General features: G+C 65.0%; 20 protein-coding genes and 1 other RNA gene. 9 read left to right on the top strand and 12 right to left on the bottom strand.

Annotated features, from left to right (window positions below):
• Positions 1-12: 12 nt before the first annotated feature.
• From ruvA to ACVW16_RS22320, 3 genes are all read right to left on the bottom strand, one after another.
• On the bottom strand, positions 13-630 hold the full coding sequence (ruvA, locus tag ACVW16_RS22330; protein WP_456701276.1) for a Holliday junction branch migration protein RuvA: 618 nt from the start codon (positions 628-630) through the stop codon (positions 13-15).
• Positions 627-1,154 carry a crossover junction endodeoxyribonuclease RuvC gene (gene ruvC / locus ACVW16_RS22325; RefSeq protein ID WP_456701275.1) on the bottom strand — a complete coding sequence of 176 codons (528 nt, stop codon included), beginning with the start codon at positions 1,152-1,154 and terminating at the stop codon, positions 627-629. The genes ruvA and ruvC overlap by 4 nt, the downstream gene beginning before the upstream one ends.
• A 79-nt stretch (positions 1,155-1,233) precedes the next feature.
• The gene (locus tag ACVW16_RS22320) at positions 1,234-1,980 is read right to left on the bottom strand and encodes a YebC/PmpR family DNA-binding transcriptional regulator (protein WP_456701274.1); all 747 of its coding nucleotides are present in this window, start codon (positions 1,978-1,980) and stop codon (positions 1,234-1,236) included.
• 209 nt (positions 1,981-2,189) lie between these two features.
• On the opposite strand from ACVW16_RS22320, the gene ACVW16_RS22315 reads away from it, so the two are divergent.
• Entirely contained in the window at positions 2,190-3,932 is a 1,743-nt protein-coding gene (locus ACVW16_RS22315) for a methyl-accepting chemotaxis protein (protein WP_456736265.1), read from the top strand.
• Positions 3,933-4,108: 176 nt separating this feature from the next.
• Here ACVW16_RS22315 and ACVW16_RS22310 read toward each other — a convergent pair whose 3' ends face one another.
• The 5 genes from ACVW16_RS22310 to ACVW16_RS22290 form a co-directional block, all read right to left on the bottom strand.
• Entirely contained in the window at positions 4,109-4,933 is an 825-nt protein-coding gene (locus ACVW16_RS22310; RefSeq protein WP_456736266.1) for a TIGR00282 family metallophosphoesterase, read from the bottom strand.
• Positions 4,911-5,507: a 5-formyltetrahydrofolate cyclo-ligase gene (locus ACVW16_RS22305; RefSeq protein ID WP_456701271.1), complete on the bottom strand. Its 597-nt coding sequence runs from the start codon at positions 5,505-5,507 to the stop codon at positions 4,911-4,913. Before ACVW16_RS22305 ends, ACVW16_RS22310 begins: the two co-directional genes overlap by 23 nt.
• 188 nt (positions 5,508-5,695) lie before the next feature.
• Positions 5,696-5,856, bottom strand: a non-coding RNA gene (gene ssrS / locus ACVW16_RS22300) — 6S RNA.
• 148 nt (positions 5,857-6,004) lie between these two features.
• A complete protein-coding gene (locus tag ACVW16_RS22295; protein WP_456701270.1) occupies positions 6,005-6,388 on the bottom strand; it encodes a cell division protein ZapA in 384 nt (127 codons plus the stop codon).
• Positions 6,385-6,675, bottom strand: a complete 291-nt coding sequence (locus tag ACVW16_RS22290) for a DUF4164 domain-containing protein (protein WP_092227135.1) — start codon at positions 6,673-6,675, stop codon at positions 6,385-6,387. The genes ACVW16_RS22295 and ACVW16_RS22290 overlap by 4 nt, the downstream gene beginning before the upstream one ends.
• A gap of 327 nt (positions 6,676-7,002) precedes the next feature.
• On the opposite strand from ACVW16_RS22290, the gene tkt reads away from it, so the two are divergent.
• The 8 genes from tkt (at position 7,003) to ACVW16_RS22250 (ending at position 16,577) form a co-directional block, all read left to right on the top strand.
• Positions 7,003-8,991 carry a transketolase gene (gene tkt, locus ACVW16_RS22285; RefSeq protein ID WP_456736267.1) on the top strand — a complete coding sequence of 663 codons (1,989 nt, stop codon included), beginning with the start codon at positions 7,003-7,005 and terminating at the stop codon, positions 8,989-8,991.
• A gap of 143 nt (positions 8,992-9,134) precedes the next feature.
• Entirely contained in the window at positions 9,135-10,142 is a 1,008-nt protein-coding gene (gene gap / locus ACVW16_RS22280; protein WP_456701268.1) for a type I glyceraldehyde-3-phosphate dehydrogenase, read from the top strand.
• Positions 10,143-10,280: 138 nt separating this feature from the next.
• Complete coding sequence (locus ACVW16_RS22275; RefSeq protein ID WP_456802426.1) at positions 10,281-11,477, top strand: phosphoglycerate kinase; 1,197 nt, start codon at positions 10,281-10,283, stop codon at positions 11,475-11,477.
• Between the two features lie 51 nt (positions 11,478-11,528).
• Positions 11,529-12,596, top strand: a complete 1,068-nt coding sequence (gene fba / locus ACVW16_RS22270) for a class II fructose-bisphosphate aldolase (RefSeq protein ID WP_092227131.1) — start codon at positions 11,529-11,531, stop codon at positions 12,594-12,596.
• Positions 12,597-12,882: 286 nt separating this feature from the next.
• Positions 12,883-13,908: a class I fructose-bisphosphate aldolase gene (locus ACVW16_RS22265; protein WP_456736268.1), complete on the top strand. Its 1,026-nt coding sequence runs from the start codon at positions 12,883-12,885 to the stop codon at positions 13,906-13,908.
• 3 nt (positions 13,909-13,911) lie between these two features.
• Complete coding sequence (locus ACVW16_RS22260; protein ID WP_456701265.1) at positions 13,912-14,592, top strand: thiamine phosphate synthase; 681 nt, start codon at positions 13,912-13,914, stop codon at positions 14,590-14,592.
• On the top strand, positions 14,589-15,683 hold the full coding sequence (locus ACVW16_RS22255) for an HcpA family protein (protein WP_456736269.1): 1,095 nt from the start codon (positions 14,589-14,591) through the stop codon (positions 15,681-15,683). The genes ACVW16_RS22260 and ACVW16_RS22255 overlap by 4 nt, the downstream gene beginning before the upstream one ends.
• 108 nt (positions 15,684-15,791) lie before the next feature.
• Entirely contained in the window at positions 15,792-16,577 is a 786-nt protein-coding gene (locus ACVW16_RS22250; protein ID WP_456701263.1) for an inositol monophosphatase family protein, read from the top strand.
• A 44-nt stretch (positions 16,578-16,621) separates the two neighbouring features.
• Here ACVW16_RS22250 and ACVW16_RS22245 read toward each other — a convergent pair whose 3' ends face one another.
• From ACVW16_RS22245 to ACVW16_RS22230, 4 genes are all read right to left on the bottom strand, one after another.
• Complete coding sequence (locus tag ACVW16_RS22245; protein ID WP_456736270.1) at positions 16,622-16,873, bottom strand: hypothetical protein; 252 nt, start codon at positions 16,871-16,873, stop codon at positions 16,622-16,624.
• Between the two features lie 118 nt (positions 16,874-16,991).
• Complete coding sequence (locus ACVW16_RS22240) at positions 16,992-18,119, bottom strand: AAA family ATPase (protein ID WP_456736271.1); 1,128 nt, start codon at positions 18,117-18,119, stop codon at positions 16,992-16,994.
• A 124-nt stretch (positions 18,120-18,243) separates the two neighbouring features.
• Positions 18,244-21,402: a multidrug efflux RND transporter permease subunit gene (locus tag ACVW16_RS22235; protein ID WP_456739021.1), complete on the bottom strand. Its 3,159-nt coding sequence runs from the start codon at positions 21,400-21,402 to the stop codon at positions 18,244-18,246.
• Positions 21,403-21,408: 6 nt separating this feature from the next.
• Positions 21,409-22,602, bottom strand: coding sequence for an efflux RND transporter periplasmic adaptor subunit (locus ACVW16_RS22230; RefSeq protein ID WP_456736273.1), 1,194 nt, complete (start codon positions 22,600-22,602; stop codon positions 21,409-21,411).
• Positions 22,603-22,739 lie beyond the last annotated feature (137 nt).

Genomic DNA, 22,739 nt, shown 5'->3' with positions numbered 1-22,739 from the left:
GCTTGGGATCGCTCACTTCGCGAGCTCCTTCAGGCCGAGGCGGATGAGCTGCGCCGTCTCGGCATTCTCACCCGCGCTGCGCGACGCGGATGCAATGGCCGCAGCGGCCTGCGGCTGGCCGTAGCCGAGATTGACCAGCGCGGAGATCGCGTCCGTCACCGGTCGTGGCGCGCGCTGCTCGTCGACTGCGCCGGCGAGATGCACGACCGCCGGATCGACATTGGCGAAGGCCGGCGCCTTGTCCTTCAACTCGGTGACGATACGCTCGGCCACCTTGGGCCCGACGCCGGGCGTTCGCGCGACAGCCGCCTTGTCACGCAGGGCAATCGCATTGGCGAGATCGGCCGGCGCCAGCGTGCCGAGCACGGCGAGCGCGACCTTGGCGCCGACGCCCTGCACGGTCTGGAGCAGGCGAAACCATTCGCGCTCGTGATCCGTGCGGAAGCCGAACAGTTTTATCTGATCCTCGCGGACATAGGTCTCGATCGACAATACAGCCGCTTCGCCCGGTGAGGGCAGATGCTGCAGCGTGCGTGCCGAGCAATGCACCTGATAGCCGACGCCGCCGACGTCGAGGAGAACGTAGTCCTCGCCGTAGGAATCGATCAGGCCCTTGAGCTTGCCGATCATAGTCCCGCGACCTTCAGCCGAAGCGCCGTGCTCTGGCGGTGATGGGCGTGCGTGATGGCGATGGCGAGCGCATCCGCGGCGTCCGCCGACGGCGGCTCGGCCTTGGGCAGCAAGATCTTCAGCATCATTGCGATCTGTTGCTTGTCGGCATGGCCGGCGCCGACCACGGTCTTCTTCACCTGGTTCGGCGCGTATTCGGCGACAGCGATGCCGAACATCGCGGGCGCGAGCATGGCGACGCCGCGAGCCTGGCCAAGTTTCAGCGTCGCGACGCCGTCCTTATTGACGAAGGTCTGCTCGACCGCGGCTTCCGTCGGCTGGTGACTGGAGAGAACGGCCGCAAGCCCCTCATGGATCGACAGCAGCCGGCTCGACAGCGGCAAATCGTGCGGCGGTTCCACTGAACCGCAGGCGACGTAGATGAGGCGGTTGCCCTCAGCCTCGATCACGCCCCAGCCGGTGCGGCGCAGGCCGGGGTCGATGCCGATGATGCGAACGGGTTGGCGAATCGGGAGCGCGGTCATGGGCCAGTGATAGCGGTTGGCCCATGATAGCGAAACACAAACAGAATAGAAGTAAACAGGGGAAAGGAGTTTCGCGTTCCTAGCCGCCCATCTTCGCGACCAGCGCGTCCGACACCTCGAAATTGGCGTAGACGTTCTGGACGTCGTCATGCTCGTTGAGCAGGTCCATCAGCTTCAACAGCTTCTCGCCGGTCTCATCGTCGACGGCGACCGTGTTCTGCGGTTTCCAGATCAACGCGGCCTTGCGCGGCTCGCCGAACTTGGCTTCCAGTGCCTTGGCGACGTCGCGATAACCTTCGGTCGAGGCGTAGATTTCGTGACCGCTCTCGCTCGAGACCACGTCGTCGGCGCCGGCCTCGATCGCGGCATCCAGCACCGAATCGTCGTCAGCGACGCTGCGGTCATATTCGATGATGCCGGTGCGATCGAACATGAAGGAGACCGAGCCGGTTTCGCCGAGATTGCCGCCGGACTTCGTGAAGAACGAACGGATGTCGGATGCGGCCCGGTTGCGATTGTCGGTCAGCGCCTCGACGATGACCGCGACGCCGCCGGGGCCATAGCCCTCGTAGCGGATCTCGTCATAGTTCTCGCCTTCGTTGCCAAGCGCCTTCTTGACCGCGCGCTCGATATTGTCCTTCGGCATGTTTTCCTGACGCGCCGCGATGATGGCCGCACGCAGGCGCGGGTTCATGTTGGGGTCGGGCGTGCCCAGCTTGGCCGCGACGGTGATTTCGCGCGCCAGCTTGCCGAACAGTTTTGACTTCTGCGCATCCTGCCGCCCCTTGCGGTGCATGATGTTCTTGAATTGGGAATGTCCGGCCATGCGTGATCTTCTCTAGGGAATCGTGCGCCAAAGGTGAGCGTGGGGAAGCGCGGGCCTTATAGGCCGCCAACCCACCGGAATGAAAGGGCCTCTCATGCCTTAAGGTATCGACGTAGTGCACGATGCCCAAGAAACAGGCACCGTTAACCCTGATTTCACTCTGGTCTGGGAAAATAGCGTCCGCCCGTTCCCCGACAAGAGTAGAGCCGATGGCGTTCGCATTATTTCGGAAGCGTCTGCCCGACATGGCCGCGCCCGCGGTCGCTTCGCCGGCCGCCCAGCCGGCAGCCGAGCCCGCCCCGGCCGCCGAGGTCGATACGGCCCGCGAAATCCTGGAACTGCTGGAACTCGAGCTCGGCGCCATGATCCGCCAACTCGAGCGCGCCGCCAATTCGGTCGCAGGTGGTGCCGAAGCGACCGCGGCGACGCTCGCCGATATCCGCCGGCGCACCGATGCTCTGACCGGCCGGACCAACGCCGCACAATCGAATGCCTCGGGCTTTGCTCGGGCCGCCGACAAGTTCACCCAATCCGCGCAAGGCATCGGCGCGCAGGTCCGCGAGGCCGGCAAGCTCGCCGACCAGGCCAGCGCCGCCGCCCAGGAAGCGCGCGAAAATGTCGATCGCCTGCGCGAATCCTCCGCCGCGATCGGCAACGTCGTCAATCTGATCGCCCAGATCGCGCGGCAGACCACGCTGCTCGCGCTCAACTCGACCATCGAAGCCGCGCGCGCCGGGGCCGCCGGCAAGGGCTTTGCGGTCGTCGCGACCGAAGTGAAGGCGCTTGCGGTGCAGACGCAAGGAGCGACGGAGGAGATTTCCAAGAAGATCGACGCGCTGCAGCGAGACGCCGCAGGCTCCGCCGACGCCGTGCACCGCATCTCGCAGGCCATCGAGGCGATCCGTCCCGTGTTCGACACCGTCAATGGCGCGGTGGCCGAGCAGAATGCCACCACCAGCGAGGTCTCCGGCAGCGCGAGCAGCGCATCGCAATTCATCATCTCGGTCGGCGAGAGCGCGGCCGAGATCGACGCCGCGACCAAGGCGGCCGAGACCCATGGCGAGAACGTCGCCAGCGCCGGCAAGGCGGTGACGACATTCGCGCAGAAGCTGAAATCGCGATGCGCCGTGCTGCTCAAGCAGAACGAGCACGACGACCGTCGCAAGACCGAGCGGCTGCCCTGCCAGCTCAAATTCGAGAGCGGGCGCGGCGTGCTGCCGGTCTACGAGATCGCGATGGACGGCGTGCTGATCGGCGGCGCGGACGCAAGCCGGCTCGCGCCGCAGGCGATCCTCGACGGCATTCTCGAAGACGTCGGCGCCTGCCGCCTCCGCGTGGTCGAGCAGTCCAAGGCCGGCGCGCGCACGCAATTCGTCAACGCCAATGCCGCGCTGCGCGAAAGGATCGAAGACAAGCTCTGGTCGATCCACGAGGAGAATACGGAGTTCGTCACCCGCGCGATGGAGGCCGGCAACGCGCTGACGCGGATATTCGAACAGGCAGTCGCGCGCGGCGAGGTCAGGATGGACGACCTCTTCGACACCGACTACGCCGCGATATCAGGCACCAATCCGCAGCAGTACCGTACGAGATATCTTGATTGGGCCGATCGCGCGCTGCCGCCATTCCAGGAAGCCTTTCTGGCCAAGGAGCCCCGCATGGCGTTCTGCGCCATGGTCGACCGCAACGGCTTCCTGCCGGTCCACAACAAGATCTATTCGCATCCGCAGCGACCGGGCGATGCCGCCTGGAACACGGCCAATTGCCGCAACCGCCGCATCTTCAACGATCCGGCGGGGCTGGCGGCGGCGCACAACCAGCGCTCGTACCTGATCCAGAGCTATGCGCGCGACATGGGCAACGGCAACATGGTGATGATGCGGGAAATCGACGTCCCGATCCGCGTGCAGGGCCGGCACTGGGGCGGATTTCGCACGGCCTACAAGCTGTAGTGCACGCTCAGGCCAACACGCCGGGCGCGAATCATCCTTAAAGATCGAACGCGGGATGGGAATGCCGCGCGGAGCCAATGGTCGGCCCCGAGTCGAGGCCCCGGGGCTATGGGTCCCGCCCCCGTGCGCAATTGCGCAACTGGGCCGGGACCACACGAACTGTGCAGTACTCGCCCTCAACTCAACCAGAACTTCGGCGTCGCCGGCTCCAGCCTTCCGCCTGCGCGCACCGGTGCAATCCGCAGCGCGAGGCCCGTTGCGTCATCGGTCTCGACCGCCACGCCACTCAGCGTCGCAACGCCCGCGGCCGGCTCGAAGCGCCCCGACGGAATCCCGGACGTGAATCGCCGCAGCGGCTCCTCCTTCTGCATGCCGATGATGGAGTCGTAATCGCCGGTCATGCCGGCGTCGGTCATGTAGGCAGTGCCGCCCGACAGGATCTGGTGATCGGCGGTCGGCACATGGGTGTGGGTGCCGACGACCAGGCTGGCGCGGCCATCGCAGAAGAAGCCGACGCCCTGCTTCTCGCTACTCGCCTCGCAATGGAAGTCGACGACGATAGCGTCGGCCGCGACGCCGAGCGGACAGGCACCCAACTCGCGCTCGAGCGCTGCGAAGGGATCGTCGAACGGGGTCATGAAGACGCGCCCCAACGCGTTGACGACGAGGGCATGCTTGCCGTTCTTGGTCTCGACCAGAGCGGCGCCGCGGCCGGGCGTGCCGCGCGGATAGTTCGCGGGACGCACCAGGCGCTCGGCGCGCTCGATGAAGACGAGCGCCTCGCGCTGGTCCCAGGAGTGATTGCCAAGCGTCACCGCATCGGCGCCGGCGTCGAGAAACTCCTGATAGATGGCTTCCGTGATGCCGAAGCCGCCGGCCGAATTCTCGCCGTTGACGACGACGAAATCGAGGGACCAGTCCTTGACCATGCCGGGCAGAAATTCGGCGATGGCGTTGCGCCCGCTACGGCCGACGATATCACCCACGAAGAGAATGCGCAACTTCAGAACTCCGGAAATCGAACACGTCGGATTCCGTTAGCACATAATCCAGCGCCACGTCGTGCGATAGTGCCGGAACCGCCTTGATCTCCTGCGCTGCAAAAGCGAGCCCGATGCCGAGGATGTTCTTGGCTTTGCGCAAGTGCGCAAAGGTGAAATCATAATGCCCCGCACCATAGCCGATGCGGTGGCCCAGACGGTCGAAGGCCGCAAGCGGCGTCAACATAACGTCGGGAATGACTTCGCTCGCCGCAGGCGACGGCTCCGGGATGCCGAGCGGGCCGAGCATGAGGCGATCATTTGGATGGAAGATGCGGAAGATCAGCGACTGGCCGCGCGCGGTCACGCAGGGCAGCGCCAGCCTGGCGCCCTCCTCCGCGAGCTTCTTCATCAACGGCATCGGATCGATCTCGCTGCGGATCGGCGAGTAACCGGAGACGACGCTGCCGGGCAGCAGCTTGAACGGCAGCCCACGCTTGGCGAGCTTTGCCGCGGCGGTGCTGCGCTTCTTCTCGCTGAGTGCGTCGCGCGCGGCGAGGGCTTTGGCGCGGAGTTCGGATTTGGAGTTGGACATGTGCAGGGTCCCCACGGTCATCACCCGCTTGTGCACCCTTGCGCACCGGGGCGGGTGATCCAGCATTCCAGAGGCGGTGGCGATTCACACAAGAGCCGCGGCGTACTGGATTCCCCGCTTTCGCGGGGAATGACACCTGCCGAATTGGCCGCACTCGTTTCGACAGGCACGAACCAAGCAAACAAAAGTGCGAAGCCGCGGACGCCGTTGAAGCACTCGATCCCGGAGTTCCCTACGAAAGTAGGTGGGCACCATATGTCCGGGCCCACGGGCCCGGCCAGGGACAGTTCCCTAAAGGATCGATAAGGCCCCGGGGATATATGGCTCCTGACGCACGTCGCAGCCTCGCTCGCACAATGTAACAACGATACTGACGAATCGCCAGCCCAACCGGTGGTTACTCACTTCTCCCGCTTGCGGGAGAGGTCGCGCCGCAGGCGCGGGTGCGGTTCTCTCCTCTTGGGGGTCCTCGCCCAGCGGAGAGGGAGAGGAGACCATCACCCGATCGCAATTCCATTCCCGACGGTCCGGTTCAACACCTGCGTCGACTTCTCGATACGCTCCGCCGCTGCGTTCAGCGCGTTGACCACGGCGGTCTGCGTGATCCGGGCGCGCTCGACGGCGGCGTTGCGGAAATCGCGGAGCTCGACCAGCTCCTGCTCCATGGTGCGGATGCGATTGCCGGCGTCGACCAGCTCGTCGCAGACGGTCAGCGCCGCCATCACGGTAAGTCGCGCATCGCCGATCTCACCGAATTTCCCACGCAGCGACTGGATCCGCGTCTCCAGGCTTTCGGCGAGCTTCAACAGCCGCACCTCCTGGCCTTCCTCGCAGGCCATGCGGTATTGCCGGGCGTTGATGGTGACGTTGATGTGGCTCATCCGTCCTCTCCGGTATCGAGCACCGAGCGTATCGTCACGATCGCGGAGTCCAGCCGGTCGGAGATCTCGCGGTTGGTGCGCTCGAGCTTGCGCGCCTTCATCAGCGCACCATCGAGCTCGTCGGCTAAGCGCGAGCGGTCTGCGCCCAGCGCCTGGATTCGCGTCGCAAGCTCGTTCTCATCGCGGTCGGCGTCGCGCCGCCGCTCGACCGCGCTTTCGAGCGCGTCGAGTGCCGCCGTGAGTCTGCGGGTCGCGATCTCGATCTCGACGGCGGAGGACTCCGTCATGGCAGAGCTTTTGGAAACGCGATCGTTCATGCAGTCAGCGGCGGAACCTGTGGGCTTTGCGCAACCTTTACCTCGGGGGCCTGCCGCCCGGCAAAAGACTCGGTTCGGCAAGCGGTTAGAAGCAGAAATTTACGTGGCAAGCTAGCCAAGCGCAACGTCGCCGCGAAACTATGCACCGATAAGCAGCTTTTCGGGTCGTGGCGCGTTTGATTGCCTTGGCCTGCCGGAACCGAGATGCTATCCCAGCCCCGACCTTCCGAGGCCGAAAGGCTCCTTTCCGCGCGGGCGAACCGCCGCCAAGCGCTTCATTTCAGACGGATTTCAGACATGACGCAGGTCGACCACAACCGCATGGCCAACGCAATCCGCGGCCTCGCAATGGATGCCGTCGAGAAGGCGAAGTCGGGCCATCCCGGCCTGCCGATGGGCGCCGCCGACATGGCCACGGTGCTGTTCACGCAATTCCTGAAATACGATGCGGCTGCAACCGACTGGCCCGACCGCGACCGTTTCGTGCTGTCGGCCGGCCACGGCTCGATGCTGCTCTACGCGCTGCTGTACTTGACCGGCAACGAAGCGATGACGCTGGACCAGCTCAAGAACTTCCGCCAGCTCGGCTCGCTGACACCGGGGCATCCCGAGAATTTCCACACCAAGGGCATCGAGACCACCACCGGCCCGCTCGGCCAGGGCATCTCGACCGCGGTCGGCATGGCGCTCGCCGAGAAGATGCTCGCCGCCGAGTTCGGCAGGAAGATCGTCGATCACCACACCTATGTGATCGCCTCCGACGGCGACCTGATGGAAGGCGTGTCGCAGGAAGCGATCGCGATGGCCGGCCACTGGAAGCTCGGCAAGCTGATCGTGCTCTACGACGATAACGGCATCTCGATCGACGGCCCGACCTCGATCTCCGACTCGGTCGACCAGGTGAAGCGCTTCAAGTCGGCCGGCTGGGCCGCCGAGAAGATCGACGGTCATGATCAGGCCGCCATCGCGGCTGCGATCACCCGCGCGCAAAAGTCCAACAAGCCGACGCTGATCGCCTGCCGCACCACCATCGGTTTCGGCGCGCCGCACAAGGCCGGCACCGCGAAGGCGCATGGCGAAGCGCTCGGCGCCGACGAGCTCAAGGCCGCCAAGGAAAATCTCGGCATCTCGCTCGAGCCGTTCTCCGTGCCCGACGACGTGCTGAAGGCCTGGCGCGCAGCCGGCAGCCGCGGCGCAGCCGCTCGGCAGGAATGGGAAGGGCGGCTCGGCGAACTCGGCAGCCGCAAGCGCGCCGAGTTCGAGCGCCGCCTGCGTCATGAGCGACCGGCCTCGCTCGCCAGGGCATTCCGCACCTACAAGAAGGAGCTTTTGGAAAAACCGATGACTGCGGCCACCCGCAAATCGTCGGAAGCCGTCATCGAGGTGATCGCCGGCGCGATGCCGATGGAATTCCTCGCCGGCTCCGCCGACCTCACCGGCTCCAACAACAACAAGGCGAAGTCGGCGACCGCCTTCTCCGCCAAGACGCCGAAGGGCCGCTTCATCCATTACGGCATCCGCGAGCACGGCATGGCGGCTGCGATGAACGGCATCTTCCTGCACGGCGGCTTCGCGCCGAACGGCGCGACCTTCCTCGTCTTCACCGACTACGCGCGCCCTGCGATGCGGCTGGCCGCGCTGATGGGCGCCGGCGTCGTCTACGTCATGACGCACGATTCCATCGGCCTTGGCGAAGACGGTCCGACCCATCAGCCGGTCGAGCATCTCGCAGCGCTGCGTGCGATTCCGAACATGCGCGTGTTCCGCCCCTGCGACGCCATCGAGGTCGCCGAGTGCTGGGAGCTTGCCCTGAACCGGATCGATGGTCCGACCGTGCTGGCGCTGACGCGGCAGAACCTGCCGCAGCTCCGCACCACCGCCAACGAGAACGCCTGCCAATCAGGCGCCTACGAACTGGTTGCAGCCCAGGGTGAAGCCAAGGCGACGCTGTTCGCCTCCGGCTCCGAGGTCGAGATCGCGGTGGCCGCCCAGAAGCAGCTCGCCGAGCGTGGCATCGCGTCGCGGGTGGTCTCGGTGCCCTCGCTCGAGCTGTTATTAGCGCAACCAGAGGCCAAGCGTGCCGCCATCATCGGCCATGCGCCGGTGAAGGTCGCGATCGAGGCGGCCGTGCGCTGGGGCTGGGACGCCGTGATCGGCCAGGATGGCGAATTCGTGGGCATGCATTCCTTTGGCGCCAGCGCGCCGGCAAAGGACCTTTTCAAACACTTTGGCATTACCGCCGAGGCTGCGGTTAACGCCGTCGTGAAGCGCGTTCCTGAGAGTTGAGCTTGCCCGAAAAAAGGACTACGTAGTCTTCCATATGATCAAGCACCGCCCGGCCGAACCGGGCGTCCGCCCCTAAAAAACCCTCGCCGGCGCGTTAGAAGCGCGCTGTGCGGGATGACAACGGTCATTGAAGGAGACGAAACATGGCAGTCCGCGTGGCAATCAACGGTTTTGGCCGCATCGGCCGCAACGTCCTGCGTGCGATCGCGGAGTCGGGGCGCAAGGACATCGAGGTCGTCGGCATCAACGACCTCGGCCCGGTCGAGACCAACGCTCATCTCCTTCGTTACGACAGCGTCCATGGCCGCTTCCCCGGCACGGTGACGGTCGAGGGTGACTCGATCAGCCTCGGCAATGGCAAGATCAAGGTGAGCGCCGAGCGCGATCCCTCGAAGCTGCCGTGGAAGGATCTCGGCGTCGACATCGCGCTGGAGTGTACCGGCATCTTCACCTCGAAGGACAAGGCCTCCGCGCATCTGACCGCCGGCGCCAAGCGCGTGCTGGTCTCCGCGCCCGCTGACGGCGCCGACGCCACCATCGTCTACGGCGTCAACCACGAGACGCTGACCAAAGATCACATGGTCGTCTCCAACGGCTCCTGCACCACCAACTGCCTCGCGCCGATCGCCAAGGTGCTGAACGACCTCGTCGGCATCGAGACCGGCTTCATGACCACGATCCACGCCTACACGGGCGACCAGCCGACCCTGGACACGCTGCACAAGGATCTCTACCGCGGCCGTGCGGCTGCGATGTCGATGATCCCGACCTCGACCGGCGCCGCCAAGGCCATCGGCCTCGTGCTGCCCGAGTTGAAGGGCAAGCTCGACGGCGTTGCGATCCGCGTGCCGACCCCGAACGTCTCGGTCGTCGACCTCAAGATCGTCGCCAAGCGCGCCACCGACGCCAAGGAAATCAACGCGGCGATGAAGCGCGCCTCGGAGCAGCAGCTCAAGGGCGTGCTCGGCTACACCAACGCGCCGAACGTCTCGATCGACTTCAACCACGATCCGCACTCCTCGACCTTTCACGAGGACCAGACCAAGGTGCAGAACGGCACGCTGGTGCGTGTGATGTCCTGGTACGACAACGAGTGGGGTTTTTCGAACCGCATGGCGGACACCGCCGTTGCGATGTCGAAGGTGATCTAACTCCGCTCTCGTGTCCCGGACGCGACGCAGCGTGAAACGCTGCTTCGCAGATCCGGGACCCATGTTCCTCCAGCGCAGGTCCCGGTTCTGCACAGCGGCGCTTCGTGCCGCAATGCGCCCGGGACAAGAGAGTCAGAGATGACCAACAAATTCCGCACCCTCGACGACGTCGACGTGAAGGGCAAGCGCGTGCTGCTGCGCGTCGATCTCAACGTGCCGATGGACAACGGCCGCGTCACGGACGCGACCCGGCTCGAGCGCGTCGCGCCGACCATCACCGAAATCTCGGACAAGGGCGGCAAGGTCATCCTGCTCGCGCATTTCGGCCGGCCCAAGGGCCGCGACGCCAAGGATTCGCTTCTGCCGGTCGCGCAGGCGCTGGCGCAGGTCGTGAAGAAGCCTGTCGCGTTCGCCGACGACTGCATCGGCGAGCCTGCCGCCAAGGCGGTTGCAGCCCTGAAGGACGGCGAGATCCTCTGCCTGGAAAACACCCGCTTCCATAAAGAAGAAGAGAAGAACGATCCGGCCTTCGTCGCAGAATTGGCAAAGCTCGGCGACATCTGGGTCAGCGACGCGTTCTCGGCCGCGCACCGCGCCCATGCCTCGACCGAAGGCCTCGGCCACAAGCTGCCGGCCTATGCCGGCCGCACCATGCAGGCCGAGCTCGATGCGCTCGAGAAGGCGCTGGGCTCGCCGACCAAGCCCGTCATCGCCATCATCGGCGGCGCCAAGGTCTCGACCAAGATCGATCTCCTGGAAAACCTCGTCACCAAGGTCGACGCGCTCGTGATCGGCGGCGGCATGGCCAACACCTTCCTGCACGCCCAGGGCGTCGGCGTCGGCAAGTCGCTGGCCGAGAAGGACCTCGCGCCGACCGCACTGCGGATCATGGAGAAGGCGGACGCCGCCAACTGCGCCATCATCCTGCCGGTCGACGCCACTGTCGCCTATCACTTCGCGGCGAATGCGTCCTCGCACGCCTACGGCCTCGATGCGATCCCGGCCGACGGCATGATCCTGGACGTCGGCCCGCAGTCGATCGCGCGCATCCACGCGGCCATCGACGATGCTGCGACGCTGGTCTGGAACGGGCCGCTCGGCGCCTTCGAAATGCAGCCGTTCGACCGCGGCACGGTCGCGGCGGCCAAGCACGCCGCGGAGCGCACCAAGGCCAAGAAGCTGGTTTCGATCGCGGGCGGCGGCGACACTGTGGCTGCCCTCAACCAGGCCCAGGTTGCCGGCCGGTTCACCTATGTCTCGACCGCCGGCGGCGCATTCCTTGAATGGATGGAGGGCAAGCCTCTGCCCGGCGTCGAAGTTCTGCGCACGAAGTAATTCGCCGACGAGAAGCAAGCGGCCTTGAGGGCCCAAAGGGAGAAATGACAGATGGCTCGGATCACGTTGCGTCAATTGCTCGACCATGCGGCTGAGAACGATTACGGCGTACCGGCCTTCAACATCAACAACATGGAGCAGGCGCTGGCGATCATGGACGCGGCCAACCAGGTCGACGCGCCCGTCATCATCCAGGCCTCGCGCGGCGCCCGCTCATACGCCAACGACGTCATGCTCAAGCACATGATGGACGCGGTCACCGAAATCTATCCGCACATTCCGGTCTGCGTGCATCTCGATCACGGCAACGAGGCCGCGACCTGCATGACCGCGATCCAGGCCGGCTTCACCTCGGTGATGATGGACGGCTCGCTGAAGGCCGACGGCAAGACCCCGGGCGACTGGAATTACAATGTCGGCGTCACCAAGACGGTGACCGACATGGCCCATCTCGGCGGCATCTCGGTCGAGGGCGAACTCGGCGTCCTCGGCTCGCTCGAAACAGGCATGGGCGACAAGGAAGACGGCCACGGCGCCGAAGGCAAGCTCAGCCACGACCAGCTGCTGACCAATCCGGACGAGGCCGTGAAGTTCGTGCAGGAGACCAAGGTCGACGCGCTCGCGATCGCCATGGGGACTTCTCACGGCGCCTACAAATTCACCCGCAAGCCTGACGGCGACATCCTCGCCATGAACGTGATCGAGGAGATCCACCGCAAGCTGCCGAACACCCATCTCGTCATGCACGGCTCCTCCTCAGTGCCGCAGGACCTGCAGGACATCATCAACGCCTATGGCGGCAAGATGAAGCCGACCTGGGGCGTGCCTGTTGCCGAGATCCAGCGCGGCATCAAGAACGGCGTGCGCAAGATCAACATCGACACCGACAACCGGATGGCCATGACGGGCCAGATTCGGAAAGTGCTCAAGGACAATCCGGAAGAGTTCGATCCGCGCAAGTATCTGAAGCCGGCGATGGAGGCCATGACCAAGCTGTGCAAGCAGCGGCTCCAGGAGTTCAATACCGCGGGGCAAGCCGCCAAGTTCAAGAAGATCCTGACCCCCGCCGAGATGGCCAAGCGCTACGCCAAGGGCGAGCTGGATCCCAAGGTCGCGTAAGCGATCGCGAAGGTGGCGTAAGCTTGAACCGCTCTATCCTCCCCCTCTCCCCGCTTGCGGGGAGAGGTGGGTCTTCCCAGGGGCGCTGGCAGTGGACTCGCGAAGAGAGTCCCCCTCACCCGGAATCCGCGCTGATCGCGCGCATTCCGGCCTCTCCCCGCAAGCGGGGAGAGCCGAACAACCCCGGCCTCCCCCCGTTACCCTGCGACCAACGTTAACTCGGCAATTGCCCGAGAACGGTCTAACTTCACAGGCAAGGGCAGAATCGTTTTGGGAGGACCTCTCGATGAATCTGACTGAGCTCAACAGGGTTGCGACCGCCATGGTCGCGCCGGGCAAGGGCATCCTTGCCGCCGACGAATCCTCCGGCACCATCAAGAAGCGGTTCGACGCCATCGGCGTGGAATCGACCGAAGCCAACCGTCGCGACTATCGCGAGATGCTGTTCCGCGCGAAGGAGGCCATGAGCCAGTACATCTCCGGCGTGATCCTCTATGACGAGACGATCTGGCAGGATGCAAAGGACGGCACGCCGCTCGTCAAGCTGATCGAGAGTAGCGGCGCCATTCCCGGCATCAAGGTCGACGAGGGCACGCAAGCCCTGCCGATGTGCCCGGGCGAACTCGTCACCGTGGGGCTCGACAAGCTCGCCGAACGCTTGAAGAAATATTACGAGCGCGGCGCGCGTTTCGCCAAATGGCGCGCGGTGATCGATATTGCGAGCGGTATCCCCTCGATGACCGCGATCAGCGTCAATGCCCACGCGCTGGCACGTTACGCCGCGCTGTGCCAGGCCGCGCAGATCGTGCCGATCGTCGAGCCTGAAGTGCTGATGGATGGCGATCACGACATCGATCGCTGCTATGATGTGACGACACGCGTGCTCAACAAGACCTTCCAGGAGCTGCGCCTGCAGCGCGTCGCGCTCGAGGGCATGGTGCTGAAGCCGAACATGGCGATCTCGGGCAAGAAATGCGCAAAGCAGGCCTCCGTCGAGGAGGTCGCCGAGAAGACGATCCAGCTGCTGAAGGCTTGCGTGCCCGCGGCGGTGCCCGGCATCGCCTTCCTCTCCGGCGGCCAGTCGGACGAAGAGGCGACCGCGCATCTCAACGCCATGCACAAGCTCGGTCCGCTGCCCTGGGGCCTGACCTTCTCCTACGGCCGGGCGCTGCAGGCCGCTCCGCAGAAGGCCTGGTCGGGTCGGCCTGAGAATGTTACGGCCGGGCAGAACGCATTCAGCCATCGCGCCCGCATGAACGGCCTCGCCTCCCGGGGCGAATGGCAAAGCAGCCTGGAACAGAAGGCAGCCTAGATCTTGTCGAACAAACCGCCTCCGCCGCGCCCGGCGCCGCGCCTCTATCTCTCGACGCCCGTGGTCGATGATCCCGCCGCGCTCCTCGCCGGCTTGCCTGACCTGCTCGCGGCAGCCGATGTCGCGGCCGTGCTGGTGCGGCTGAAGGAGACCGACCAGCGCACCATGATCTCGCGGATCAAGGCGCTGGCGCCGGTCGTGCAGAATGCGGGCGCGGCCCTGCTCGTCGACGGCCATCCTGAAATCGTCGCGCGCGGCGGCGCCGATGGCGCGCATCTGCCCGGTATCGCCGCGCTGAAAGAGGCGCTGCCATCGCTCAAACCCGATCGCATCGCCGGCGTCGGCGGGCTGACGACGCGACACCATTCCATGGATGCAGGCGAGATCGGCGCGGATTATTTGCTGTTCGGCGAGCCGGACGCGAAGGGACAGCGGCCGTCGTCACAGGCGATCGCGGAGCGGCTGGACTGGTGGGCCGAGCTGTTCGAGCCGCCCTGCGTCGGCTACGCCATTTCGTTGGAAGAGGCTCACGACTTCGCCGCCAGCGGCGCCGATTTCGTGCTGGTCGGCGATTTCATCTGGGCCGATCCGCGCGGGCCCAAGGCCGCGCTGATCGAGGCCGACGGCGCGATCAAGAAGGCCTTCACGGCTGTTGCGGCGGGTCAGAGCCAGCGCCCGGCATGACGCTCCCGCGCATCACCCTTCTGACCACGCTGCTGCTGGCGACACCCGCGCTCGCGCAGCTCCAGATCACGCCGCCGGCCACCATCCCGAGCGCTCCGGCTGAGAAGCCGAAGCCTAAAGAGCCGGCCAAGGACAAGCCCAAGGTCGCGCCGCACACGATCACCAAGAAGAAGGAAGCCGCGCCAGCGCCAAAGCCGTCGGCGTCGCCGACCCCGGCGCTGCCTGCGACGGTGATCCCCGCACCAGCCCCCGACAATCCCAACGTCGATCTGGTGTTCGGCGCCTATCAGCGCGGCCAGTACAAGACCGCCTTCGAACTCGCCAGCGCGCGCGCCAAGACCGGCGACGCCAAGGCGATGACCATGCTGGGCGAGCTCTATTCCAATGCGATGGGGATCAGGCGCGACTACGCCAAGGCGATCGAGTGGTACAAGCGCGCGTCCGATGCCGGCGACCGCGAGGCGATGTTCGCGCTCGCCATGCTGCGCATCGCCGGCCGCGGCGGCCCGGTCGACAAGGGGGAGGCGGTCAAGCTGATGGCTTCCGCCGCCAAGCTCGGCGAGCCCAAGGCGGCCTATAACCTCGCTTTGCTTTATCTCGACGGACAAACCCTGCCGCAGGACGTCAATCGCTCCGCCGAGCTGTTGCGCCAGGCGGCCGATGCCGGCTTGCCGGAGGCGCAATACGCGCTTGCGACCTTCTACAAGGAAGGCACCGGAGTGCCGAAGGACCTCGAACGGTCGGTGCGGCTGCTCCAGGCCGCCTCGCTGGCCGACAATGTGGATGCCGAGGTCGAATATGCCATTGCCCTGTTCAACGGCACCGGCACGCCCCAGAACCAGCCCGCAGCCGTCGCGTTGCTGCGCAAGGCGTCCCGCCAGGGCAGCGCGATTGCCCAGAACCGCCTCGCCTGGGTCCTGATCAACGGAATGGGCACATCGGTGGACAAGGTCGAGGGATTCAAATGGCATCTGGTCGCCAAAACCGCCGGCAAGGGCGACCCGGAGCTCGACAAGCAGTTTTCCGAGCTGCCGGCCGACGACCGCGCCAAGGCGGAGGCCGCGGCCAAAAAATGGCTTGGGGCACGATGACCTGAGGCAATGACTTGACGCAATGACTTGACGTTTGCCCCCTCGCGAGGCACCCCATCTCCTCAAATGGCGTGGTTCCGCGCCCCTCCCCCGTCAAAGACTGATCTCATGCTGTATTCCGCCACTATCAACGTCATGGTCAAAGCCGCGCGCCGCGCCGGCCGCAGCCTCAAGCGCGATCTCGGCGAGATCGAGCATCTCCAGGTCTCGCTCAAGGGCCCGGCCAATTTCGTCACCCTCGCGGACAAGCGCGCCGAGGAGATCCTCTACCAGGACCTCTCCAAGGCGCGGCCCGGCTACGGCTTCATCGGCGAGGAAGGCGGCACTCGCGAGGGCAGCGACAAGAGCCACACCTGGATCGTCGATCCCCTTGATGGCACCACCAACTTCCTGCACGGAATCCCGCAATTCGCGATCTCCATCGGGCTCGTGCGCGAGGGCACCATCATCGCCGGCGTGATCTACAACCCCGCCAATGACGAGCTCTACATCGCCGAGCGGGGCAAGGGCGTCTTCCTCAACGACCAGCGCCTGCGCGTGGCCGGCCGGCGCCAGCTCCACGAATGCGTCGTGGCCTGCGGCCTGCCCCACATTGGCCGCGGCGACCACGAGGAATTCCGCCGCGAGATGGCCGCGATCCAGGACCGTGTCGCAGGCCTGCGCCGCTTCGGCGCCGCCTCACTCGACCTGGCCTTCGTCGCCGCCGGCCGCCTCGACGGCTATTGGGAGCGCAATCTGCAATCCTGGGACATCGCCGCCGGCGTGCTGATGGTGCGCGAAGCCGGTGGCACCGTGAGCGATATCGCGACCCCAGGCGATCCACTGGTGACCGGGCATGTGGTGTGCGGGAATGAGTTCGTGCACGGGGAGCTGGTGAAGATTTTGCGGAAGTAGGAGGCCGCGCAATTGCGGCCTGCAGACTCACATCGCGCAGCCTCTTACCACGCCACCCATTTGCGGCCGTGCCAATAGCCGCGGCCGTCGTGCTCGCGGAAGGCAAACTTTTCGCGCGGACCCCAGTGCCAATTGTCCTCATGGACGACGACACCCGCTTCGTGCGGAAACTCGTAGGCCTCATGCGTATGCCAGCAGGTGTGGCCCCGGCAGACGATCGCCGCCGACGCGGTGAAGCTCGACATCACAAGCACGCCGGTGCCGACGGCGGCAGCGGCAAGGATCTTCTGCAACATTCGGACGATTTCTCCGTGGAACCCCGAACCCGCGTGCAAGCAGATTGCTCGGCGTTCGGTTCCCTCGGAAAAAGATGAGCTTTCGTAAGGATACGGGCGACGGCTCGATCTGCAGAACTCAAGAATCGTCGTCTTCCGATTCCTCCTCGCGATATTCACCGCCGAGGGTCAGGCCCTCGATCGTCGTGGCGCCTTTCGCCTTGATCACCCGGCGAAGCGGGACCGAGCTCTCGCTTCGCAACGCCTCCATCAGTTGCTCCGAATGGGTGACGATCCAGATGTCGGCGCGGCGTGAGGCCCTCACGATCAACCGGGCCAATGGCGCCAGCAGCGACGGATGCAGGCTGGTCTCGGGTTCGTTCAGTGCAATGAACGGCGGCAATCGATAGCCCATGAACACCGCGAGCAGGCAAATGTATTTCAGCGTCCCGTCGGACAATTCGTGAGCCCTGAACGGCCGCGGCATATCCGCCAGTTGCAGGTCAAAATCACACAGGCCGCCTTCCTCCCAGGCGCGGAGCTCAGCGCCCGGAAATGCATCCTCGACTGCGTCCTGCAGGTCGGTGGCATCTCCCCTGATGGTATAAAGTGTCGCCAGCGCCGCGGCCAAATCGGTGCCATCGGCGCTGAGCGAAGGCGTCGTGATCGCCAGACAGGGCTTACGTATCGGTGACGCCGGATCCGTACGGAAGTCATGATAGAACCGCCAGCCCAGCATCGCGGCTCTGACCAATTGGATTTCAGGGCATTCCTGGCCATCGGAAAAGCCCGCAAGCGCCGTCTCTGACGGCAACACCGCATCCTTGTGGTTGATCCATGCGCCGCTGTCGCCGCGGACGCTGACGAGCGAATTCTTTCGTTCCATCATTTGAACGGTGCGCTTGCCCCGCGTCGCCTCGATGCTTTCGCTCTTGATCATCGGCTCGCCGGAAAACGCCGCCTCGAGCGGCGCGGGAAATCCGAGCTCAATGGAATATCTGATGCTGTCGAATCTGGCTGATAACCGCAGCCGTCCGTCTTCACCGCGTTTGCGGAGCCCGGACCAGCACACCGAATTCAATCCGCCTTCGTCGGCGATCGTGCGCGTGATCCGCCCGGTCGCCGCGTCGCGCAACAGCGACAGGGACTTGTAGAGGTTGGATTTGCCGACGCCATTCTCGCCGACAAAGACGGACAGCGGGTGGATTGGTATGGAGAGCCGCCTAATAGAGCGATAGTTCGAGATCGCAATGTCGGTCAGACGCATCACACGCTCTCAATGGGCAGGCTCTACGTGCATTCGCGGTGGTGCGCGAGTGCACATCCTTTCAATCCAGGGATGCAGTCTGGATCGACGCCTCAGGGAAAGCAAGCCGAAGGCCCGTTGGACCTTAGTGGCCGGCTCCCGCCGGCGCAGGCGGTCCATACGTCTCAGCCTTTTTCTCTTCCTTCTCCCTGTCCCCCGCCAGCACACGCTGCACGGAGACGAAGAACACCGGCACCATCAGCAGCGCCAGGATCACGACGGCGATCATGCCGCCCATCACGACGGAGCCGAGCGCTTGCTGGCTGGCGCCGCCGGCGCCGTGGGCCATGGCCATCGGCAGCACGCCGCAGATGAAGGCAAGACCCGTCATCAGGATCGGGCGGAAGCGCAGGCGGCAGGCTTCGATCGTCGCTTCCACCAGCGGCTTGCCTTCTTTGCGCAGATCCTTGGCGAACTCGATGATCAGGATCGCATCCTTGGCGGCGAGGCCGATGATGGTGATCAGGCCGACGGTGAAATAGACGTCGTTGGGCAGGCCGCGCAACATGGCCGCGACCACGGCGCCGACGATGCCAAGCGGCACGGTGAGCAGCACCGCGAGCGGGATGGTCCAGCTCTCGTACAGTGCCGCGAGACACAGAAACACTACGAAAACGGAGAGTGCCAGCAGGAACGGCGCCTGCGAGCCCGACAGCTTCTCCTGGAGGGACTGTCCGGTCCATTCATAGCCGAAGCCGCGCGGCAGCTTGCCGGCGAGCCTCTCCATCTCGGCGATGGCATCGCCCGAGGTGAAGCCGGGCTTCGCCTCGCCCGAGATGCGCACCGCCGGATAATAGTTGAAGCCGGCGATCTGGGTCGGGCCGCGCGACCATTCGACGGTGGCGAAGGAGGAGAACGGCACCAGCTGGCCGCGGCTGTTCTTGACGTTGTAGTTGAGGATGTCCTCGGTCTTCATGCGGTCGCGGCTGTCGGCCTGCACCACGACGCGCTGCATGCGGCCGCGGTTCGGGAAATCGTTGATGTAGTTCGAGCCGAGATTGGTCGAGATCGTATTGTTGATGTCCTCGAAGGTGACGCCGAAGGCGCCGGCTTTCTCGCGGTCGATCACGAGATTGACCACGCCGGCCTCGGGCAGGCCTTCGACATAGACCTTCTGAAGCACCGGACTGGCATTGGCCTCCGCGACCAACCGGTCGGCGGCCTTCATCAGCGCCGGATAGCCCTTCTGGCCGCGATCCTGCAGGCGGAACGAGAAGCCGGAGGAGTTGCCGAGATTGTCGATCGGCGGCGGCTGCAGCGCCGAGATCTTGGCGTCGCGGATCGAGGCGGACAGATCGCGGTTGATGTCATTGACAACAGCCGCCGCTGAATCCTTCGGCCCGCGCTCCGACCAGTCCTTCAAGGTGATGAAGGCCTGCGCAGTGTTCATGCCCTGGCCGGAAAAGCTGAAGCCGGTAAGAAAGGTGACGTTGCCGACACCCGGCCGTTGCGCCAAATATTTTTCCACCTTCTCGATCACGGCCTCGGTGCGGCCGTAGGAGGAGTCGGACGGCGCCTGCACGTCGGTGGTGACAAAGCCCTGGTCATCGACGGGCAGGAAGCCGCCGGGCAGGCTGACGAAGGCCCAGGACAGGCCAACCAGCAGCGCAGCATAGACCAGCATCAGGCGGCCGGTGCGCTTGAGCGAGAAACCGACCGTGCGGGAATAACCTTCCTTGCCGCCTTCGAGCATGCGATTGAACCAACCGAACACGCCGCGCCTCGCATGGCCGTGGCCGGCCGCGACAGGCTTGAGCAAGGTCGCACACAGCGCCGGCGTCAGCGAGAGCGCCAGGAAGGCGGAGAAGCCGATCGCTGCAATCATCGTCACCGAGAACTGGCGATAGATGATGCCGACCGAGCCAGGAAAAAACGCCATCGGCACGAACACCGCCATCAGCACCAGCGTAATGCCGATGATCGCGCCTGATATCTGCGACATGGCTTTCCGCGTCGCGTCCTTCGGCGACAGGCCTTCCTCCGCCATGATGCGCTCGACGTTCTCCACCACGACGATGGCGTCGTCGACGAGGATGCCGACCGCGAGCACCATGCCGAACATGCCGAGCATGTTGATGGAGTAGCCGGCGAGCAGCAGCGTGGTGCAGGCGCCGAGCAACGCCACCGGCACCACGATGGTCGGGATGATGGTGTAACGGATGTTCTGCAAGAAAAGGAACATCACCACGAATACCAGCACCACGGCCTCTAACAGCGTCGACAGCACCTTCTTGATCGAGGCCTCGACCACGGGCGTGATGTTGTAGGGGATCTCGTAGGAGATGTTGGCCGGGAAGAAGCGCGACAGCTCCTTCATCTTCGCCTCGACCGCGCTCGCGGTCGCCAGCGCGTTGCCGGTCGGCGACATCAGCACGGAGAGACCCGCGGTCGGCTTGCCGTCAAGGCGAGTGTTGAACTGGTAGCTGAGACCGCCGACCTCGATCCGGGCGACGTCACGCAACCGCACGGTCGAACCGTCCGCGTTGGCGCGCAGGATGATGGCGCCGAATTCATCCGGCGAGGCCAACTGGCCCTTGACCAACACCAAAGCCGAGGTGCGCTGGGTCGTGGCCGACGGCTCGGCGCCGATGCTGCCAGAGGCAACTTGTGCATTCTGAGCGGATATCGCCTTGTTGACGTCGTCAGCGGTCAGCCCATAGCCGACGAGTTTTGCCGGATCGACCCAGACGCGAAGGCTGCGTTCGGTCGAATAGAGCGTGGCACGGCCGACGCCGGGGATACGGCGGATTTCACCGAGCACGTTGCGGATCATGAAGTCGCCGAGACCGACTTCGTCGAGACTGCCGTCCGTCGAATTCAATGTAATGATCTGAAGCACCGCACTCGAGGCTTCCTCGATCAGGATGCCTTGCTGGATCACCGCGCGTGGCAGGCGCGCCTCGACGCGCTTGATGCGGTTCTGCACCTCGACCGAGGCCGCGCTGGTATCGGTACCCGGCTGGAAATTGGCTGTAATCTCGACCTGGCCGAGCGAGTCGCTGGTGGATTCGAAGTTGAGGATGCCGGAGGCGCCGTTCAGTTCCTCCTCGATCAGCCGCGTGACGCTGTTGTAGAGGTTTTCCGGCGACGCGCCCGGGTAGCTCGTCGAGATCGAGATCGAGGGCGGCGCGATGATCGGATATTGCGCGATCGGCAGCAGCGGGATCGAGATCGCGCCCATCAGACAGATGAACAGCGCGACGACCCAGGCGAAAATCGGCCTGTCGATGAAGAAGCTCGGCATGCGGCGTTACCGCGTGGCCTGCTGCGTGTGCCTGACGTCCGCGCCCGCCTCGGCCTCGGACCAGGACTGCGGCTTGACCTTGTCGCCGGCTGCGAACTTCTGGAAGCCTTCGACCACGACCTTGTCGCCGGCCTTCAGGCCCTCGGTGACGAACCAGACGCCGTCCTGCACCGAACCGGTGCGAATCGGCTGCACCGCGACGCGATTGTCGCCCTTGACGACGAACACCTCGCTGCCGCCGCCGCCGTTGCGCTGGACGGCCTGCTGCGGCACTGCGATGGCGTCGCTATCGAGGCCCTGCTCGGTGCGGACGCGGACATACATGCCGGGCAGCAGTTCGCCCCTGGGATTGCGGAACTCGCCGCGCAAGGTCACCTGGCCGGTATGGGCATCGACCTTGGCATCGGAGAACAGCAATTTGCCGTCCAGCCCATAGGTGGTGTTGTCGTCGAGCACGAGGCGAACCTTGGCAGCATCGGCCGCGATGCGATCGAGATCGCCGCTCTCGAAAGCGCGGCGCAGCTGATTGAGCTCCGTCACCGACTGGGTGAAGTCGGCATAGACGGGATCGAGTTGCTGCACGGTGGCGAGATTGGTCTCGTTCTGCACGACCAGCGCGCCTTCGCTGACCAGCGCCGCGCCGACCACGCCGTCGATCGGCGCGCGCACGGTCGCATAATCGAGGTTGAGCTTTGCCCGCGCGAGCTCGGCTTTGCGCCCTTCCAGTTCGGCCTTGGCCTGTAGCTCGGCGGCGATGGTCTTTTCGTTCTCGGCTTCGGGCGCGGCGCGCTGGCTGGTCAACGTCGCGATGCGGCGCGCCTGCTGCTGCGCCTGCTTCAACGCAGCATCGGCCTTGGCAAGCGCCGCCTCGTTGGCCATCACCTCGACCTCGAAGGGACGCGGATCGATGCGATAGAGCGGATCGCCCGCCTTCACCTCGCCGCCCTGGCGAAACAACCGCTCGACCACGATGCCTGACACACGCGGCCGCACCTCGGCAACGCGCGTCGGCGAGATCCGACCCGGCAGCTCACGAACCACGGCGCGCGGTTGCGGCTTGACCGTGACGATGCTGACATCGGGTTCGACAGGCTGCGCGGCAGAGACGGCGGACGAAGATTCGTCGCAAGCAGATAGCAGCGGCGCAAAGGCCGCGAGCATCATTGCAACGCATGCCGATCGCGCTCGAAGTCCTGACATGAAGTAGCGTGCCCCAAGATTGTTGAAACCGATCGAGCGTCGCGCGAGCCCGTTCTGGACTATCGCGACTGGTGCCGCCAAAATAGAATGGACGCGCCGCGACGCAACGGATCGCGCGGGCGGCTCAATGTCACACG

The organism is Bradyrhizobium sp. USDA 4474 (genome assembly GCF_054057515.1).
This window is presented reverse-complemented; position numbering and strand designations above follow the sequence as displayed.

Bases quoted from the DNA above. Each gene is read 5' to 3' on its own strand.
- ruvA (WP_456701276.1), bottom strand. From the start codon at position 630: ATGATCGGCAAGCTCAAGGGCCTGATCGATTCCTACGGCGAGGACTAC.
- ruvC (WP_456701275.1), bottom strand. From the start codon at position 1,154: ATGACCGCGCTCCCGATTCGCCAACCCGTTCGCATCATCGGCATCGAC.
- ACVW16_RS22320 (WP_456701274.1), bottom strand. From the start codon at position 1,980: ATGGCCGGACATTCCCAATTCAAGAACATCATGCACCGCAAGGGGCGG.
- ACVW16_RS22315 (WP_456736265.1), top strand. From the start codon at position 2,190: ATGGCGTTCGCATTATTTCGGAAGCGTCTGCCCGACATGGCCGCGCCC.
- ACVW16_RS22305 (WP_456701271.1), bottom strand. From the start codon at position 5,507: ATGTCCAACTCCAAATCCGAACTCCGCGCCAAAGCCCTCGCCGCGCGC.
- ACVW16_RS22295 (WP_456701270.1), bottom strand. From the start codon at position 6,388: ATGAGCCACATCAACGTCACCATCAACGCCCGGCAATACCGCATGGCC.
- ACVW16_RS22290 (WP_092227135.1), bottom strand. From the start codon at position 6,675: ATGACGGAGTCCTCCGCCGTCGAGATCGAGATCGCGACCCGCAGACTC.
- tkt (WP_456736267.1), top strand. From the start codon at position 7,003: ATGACGCAGGTCGACCACAACCGCATGGCCAACGCAATCCGCGGCCTC.
- gap (WP_456701268.1), top strand. From the start codon at position 9,135: ATGGCAGTCCGCGTGGCAATCAACGGTTTTGGCCGCATCGGCCGCAAC.
- ACVW16_RS22275 (WP_456802426.1), top strand. From the start codon at position 10,281: ATGACCAACAAATTCCGCACCCTCGACGACGTCGACGTGAAGGGCAAG.
- fba (WP_092227131.1), top strand. From the start codon at position 11,529: ATGGCTCGGATCACGTTGCGTCAATTGCTCGACCATGCGGCTGAGAAC.
- ACVW16_RS22265 (WP_456736268.1), top strand. From the start codon at position 12,883: ATGAATCTGACTGAGCTCAACAGGGTTGCGACCGCCATGGTCGCGCCG.
- ACVW16_RS22255 (WP_456736269.1), top strand. From the start codon at position 14,589: ATGACGCTCCCGCGCATCACCCTTCTGACCACGCTGCTGCTGGCGACA.
- ACVW16_RS22250 (WP_456701263.1), top strand. From the start codon at position 15,792: ATGCTGTATTCCGCCACTATCAACGTCATGGTCAAAGCCGCGCGCCGC.
- ACVW16_RS22245 (WP_456736270.1), bottom strand. From the start codon at position 16,873: ATGTTGCAGAAGATCCTTGCCGCTGCCGCCGTCGGCACCGGCGTGCTT.
- ACVW16_RS22240 (WP_456736271.1), bottom strand. From the start codon at position 18,119: ATGCGTCTGACCGACATTGCGATCTCGAACTATCGCTCTATTAGGCGG.
- ACVW16_RS22235 (WP_456739021.1), bottom strand. From the start codon at position 21,402: ATGCCGAGCTTCTTCATCGACAGGCCGATTTTCGCCTGGGTCGTCGCG.
- ACVW16_RS22230 (WP_456736273.1), bottom strand. From the start codon at position 22,602: ATGTCAGGACTTCGAGCGCGATCGGCATGCGTTGCAATGATGCTCGCG.